Annotated in this window: 4 protein-coding genes; 1 reads left to right on the top strand and 3 read right to left on the bottom strand. The window is 69.4% G+C overall.

Translation table 11 applies throughout. The annotated features are described in order from the left end of the window. From DQW06_RS28235 to rfbA, 3 genes are all read right to left on the bottom strand, one after another. Positions 1–669, bottom strand: a 669-nt coding sequence (locus tag DQW06_RS28235; protein WP_157983649.1) for an AMP-binding protein, incomplete at its 3' end; no start/stop codon positions are given. A gap of 113 nt (positions 670–782) precedes the next feature. Further along, positions 783–1,775 (bottom strand): dTDP-glucose 4,6-dehydratase, encoded by a 993-nt coding sequence (gene rfbB / locus DQW06_RS28230; protein WP_013155717.1) that lies wholly within the window; start codon positions 1,773–1,775, stop codon positions 783–785. After that, positions 1,772–2,668, bottom strand: coding sequence for a glucose-1-phosphate thymidylyltransferase RfbA (rfbA, locus tag DQW06_RS28225; protein ID WP_013155718.1), 897 nt, complete (start codon positions 2,666–2,668; stop codon positions 1,772–1,774). The genes rfbB and rfbA overlap by 4 nt, the downstream gene beginning before the upstream one ends. Positions 2,669–3,002: 334 nt before the next feature. On the opposite strand from rfbA, the gene DQW06_RS28220 reads away from it, so the two are divergent. Further along, a complete protein-coding gene (locus DQW06_RS28220; RefSeq protein WP_049800332.1) occupies positions 3,003–4,211 on the top strand; it encodes a nucleotide disphospho-sugar-binding domain-containing protein in 1,209 nt (402 codons plus the stop codon). Positions 4,212–4,225 lie beyond the last annotated feature (14 nt).

Raw genomic sequence — 4,225 nt, 5'->3', positions numbered from 1 at the left:
CGCCGGGGCGGCGGGCCCGCCGCCGAACTCGACGTCGGGGAAGAGGCGCCACGGCGGGTCGTTGGGACCCCACACCCGGTGGGCGACGCCGCCGGTCTCCGTGGACCCGAAGATCTCCACCAGGCTCGCCCGGTCCCCCAGACCGGCCATCAGGTCCACCGCGCTCTGCGGCAGGACCGCCGTGCTGTGCACGAAGGCCAGGTGCTCGGCGGAGGCGAGCCACTCCCGGCGCTGCCGCAGGATGCGGAAGGTCCAGGGGATGGCCATCACCGCCCAGCGGCGGCCGTCCACCGGCGGGAGCGGCGCGAACTGGGAGACGTACCAGACCGGCACGCCCAGGTAGGCGGGCACCAGCACGCTGGCGAGCATGCCGTAGACGTGCCGGGGCGGGGCGAAGGACAGGACCGCCTCCGGGCGGTGGCCGACCACCAGGTCGGCGAGCAGACGGGCCTCGTCCATGAGCTGCTCACGGGTGCGGAACCAGGACCGCGGCCGCCCCGTGCTCCCCGAGGTGAAGAACTCCGTCTCGGGCGGGAGGAGTTCGGCGAACAACCGGTCGACCGGTTCGTCCGCCTCGTCCCAGCGCACCGTCCACGGGCGCTCGGTGAGTTCGGGGGCCCTGGGCAGCTTCGCCATGAGGTCGCCGGGGGTCAGCTCGTCAACCGCCACGTGAGTCCTGATCCGATCGTGGTCGTGTCCCGGACCGGTCCGGGAGCTGTGCGGATGGGGCGCGCCCGCGGGTCGGTGTCCCGCCGGCGGGACGCGGCCCGGGGCGGAGCCCGTCAGTCGTCCTGCTGGGGGAGGCGCTTCTTCAGCGGCTCCCACCACGCGCGGTTCTCCGTGTACCAGGCGACGGTGCGGGCCAGCCCCTCCTCGAAGGAGACGGAGGGGCGGTACCCGAGCCTGGTCTCGGCCTTGGAGCCGTCCACGGAGTAGCGGCGGTCGTGGCCCTTGCGGTCGGCCACGAAGCGGATCATCGAGCCGTCGTGGCCGAGCAGTTCCAGGAGCGCCTCGGTGACCTCCAGGTTCCGCTTCCCGACCGAGCCGCCGATGTTGTAGACCTCGCCGGGCTCGCCGTGCTCGGCCGCCAGGGCGAGGGCGTCGCAGTGGTCGTCCACGTGGACCCACTCCCTGACGTTGCCGCCGTCCCCGTAGAGGGGGACCGGGACGCCGTCCAGGAGGTTCGTCACGAAGAGGGGGATCATCTTCTCGGGGAACTGGAAGGGCCCGTAGTTGTTGGCGCAGCGGGTCACGCAGACGCGCATCCCGTAGGTCCGGTGGAAGGACCGCGCCAGCAGGTCCGAGGCGCTCTTGGAGGCCGAGTAGGGGGAGTTCGGCTCCAGGGGGTCGGTCTCGACCCAGGACCCCGTGCTGAGGGTTCCGTAGACCTCGTCGGTGGAGACGAGGACGAAGTTCTCCACGCCCTCGTTGAGCGCGCTGTCCAGCAGGTGGAACGTGCCCACGACGTTGGTGCGCACGAAGCACCCCGCGTCGGAGATGGAGCGGTCGACGTGGGTCTCGGCGGCGCAGTGGACCACGGTCGAGACCCCGCGCATGAGGCCGCGGACGAGCTGCTCGTCGCAGACGTCCCCCTGGACGAACGTCATCCGGGGGTGGTCGGCCACGGAGGCGAGGCTCTCCGTGGTGCCCGCGTAGGTCAGTTTGTCCAGGACCACGACCTCGGCGTCCGCGAAGCGCGGATAAACGCCTGCGAGCACGCGCCTGACGAAGTTCGAACCGATGAATCCGGCTCCACCGGTGACCAGGATCTTCATACGCCCGCACCCTGCCATACCCCGGCCGCCCGGCGGGCGGCCTCCATGACGTACTCGCCGTAAGGCGAATTCTGCATTTCCTCCCCAAGGCGATAGCACTCATCGGCCCCGATGAAGCCCATGCGCAATGCGATCTCCTCAAGACAGGCGACTCGGACTCCGGATTCCCGGGCCATGGTGGACACGTACCGGCCCCCCTCCAGCAGGGATTCCTCCGTGCCGAGGTCGAGCCACGTTATCTCGTTCCCCATGGTCACGAGTTCGGCTCTGCCCATTTCCAGATAGGCGCGGTTGACATCGGTGATCTCGAGTTCTCCGCGCCCGGACGGCTCGATCCGCTCAGCGATGTCTACCACGTCCTGGTCATAGAAATAAAGCCCGGTCACCGCGTAGTCCGACTCCGGCTCGGAGGGCTTCTCCACCAGGGAGACGAACCTGCCCTTTTCGCCGAAGCCCGCCACGGCGTAATGCCGGGGGTCGCTCACCTTGCACCCGAACAGCGTGCAGCCGGAAGTGGAGGCTGCGGCCCTGCCGAGGAGGTCCGGAAACCCTTCGCCGTGAAATATGTTGTCGCCCAGGACTAGGGCGCTACGGGTTCCGCGAATGTGGTCCCGCCCGATGAGGAGCGCCTCGGCTATACCCCTGGGCTCTTTCTGGACCGCGTATTCGATCTCTATTCCCAGATGGCCGCCGTCACCCAGGGCCTGCTGGATGAGGGGGAGGCTCTCTGCGTTCGATATCACCATGATCTCCCGGATTCCGGCCATCATGAGCACGGAAACCGGATAGTAGAACATCGGCTTGTCATAAACCGGGAAAAGGTGCTTGGAGACGCTTCGCGTGGTGGGGAATAGGCGGCTCCCAGTACCGCCTGCCAGCACAATGCCTTTCATGGTGACTCCCAACGGTGGCCGAACATCGATATTGCTGGGCAAGCACACCACGGATGCGACGTGGTGCTTTGGTCAGCGGCCTGGACCCGGCACTCGGTGCTAGGCTCTCCGAACCTCTCCCGAAGGAATCCTCACAACAGTACCGTCACGCTGCCTCGGGAGAGGAGAACAGTCCGGAGTGCAGCACCCGCAATGAACATGGCGCGGGCCGGACTTGTCAAGGATCGGTGTCGGCTTTCACTCCTCGGAACATCGGGTCATCGAAATCTCGGAAGTGGGGAACACGTTGCGAATCGTCGTCGCGGCTTACGCGGACAAAGCTTATTTCTTTAGCATGGTGCCGACGGCGTGGGCACTGCGCGCCGCCGGGCACGAGGTCCGGATCGTCACCCAGCCCTCCATGACCGAGGCCGCGGCGGAGACGGGCCTGACCGTGGTCCCGGTCGGCGGCGACCACACCCTGGCCGAGGTGCTGGCCCACGCCCGCGATCAGCAGGGCGAGTCGATCTTCGACCTGGCCGAGGAGCGGCCGGAGATGCTGGTGCCGGAGAAACTGCACCACGCCTACGAGGAGTACGTCACCTGGTGGTGGAAGCTCGTCAACGAGCCGATGGAGCGGGACCTGGTCGCCTTCTGCCGCGAGTGGCGCCCCGACCTCGTGCTGTGGGAGCCCAACACCTACTCCGCGGCGATCGCCGCGGAGGCGTGCGGCGCCGCGCACGGGCGGTTCCTGTGGAGCGTGGACCTCTTCTCGCGCATGCGGCGCCTGTACCTGGGGGCCGCCGACGCCACCCCCGGACCCGACCCGCTCAGGAGCTGGCTGGAGGAGAGCGCGGACCGGCACGGGGTGGCGTTCTCCGAGGACCTCGTACTCGGCCAGTTCTCCGTCCACCAGATCCCGGAGGCGCTGCGGCCGCGCGAACTGGAGAAGACGGGCACCCACCTGAGCGTGCGCCCGGTTCCCTACGCCGGAAGCGCCGTTCTGCCCTCCTGGGCACGGGCCGGGTCCGAGCGGCGGCGCGTCCTGGTGGACTGGGGGTCCTGGAGCAGGACGGCCGAGGGCGCCGCCGCCCTGGTGGACGTCATCGACGCCTGCGCCGAGATCGGCGCCGAGGCCGTCGTCCTCTCCCCCGCCTCCCGCAGGGACTCCCTGCCCGCCCTGCCCGAGGACGTGGTGGTGACCGACTCGGGGGCGGCCCACATGCTCATGGGCTCCGGCTCGCTGATCGTCCACGGCGGCGGCTTCGACGTGTGCTGCAACGCCGTGGTCGAGGGACTGCCGCAGCTGGTCGTGCTCAACACCGAGCAGTTCGACGCCGCTCCGCTCTCGCGGGCGCTCCGGGAGCGCGGGGCCGCGCGCGTACTGGCGGTGGAGGAGGTCCTCACCCGGGGCGTGGACGACCTCCTCACGGAGCTCCTGGACAGCGGGGAGGTACGCGCGGCAGCCGGGCTGGTGCGCGACGAGGCCCTGGCCGTGCCCGCCCCGGACCAGGTGGTGCCGGAGCTGGAGCGCATCGCGGCGGCCCGTGGCGGCGGTGTCTGAGTGCTCCTCCCGCG

The sequence above is a fragment of the Nocardiopsis sp. TNDT3 genome (genome assembly GCF_003427465.1).
Taxonomy (GTDB): Bacteria; Actinomycetota; Actinomycetes; order Streptosporangiales; family Streptosporangiaceae; genus Nocardiopsis; species Nocardiopsis dassonvillei.
This window is presented reverse-complemented; position numbering and strand designations above follow the sequence as displayed.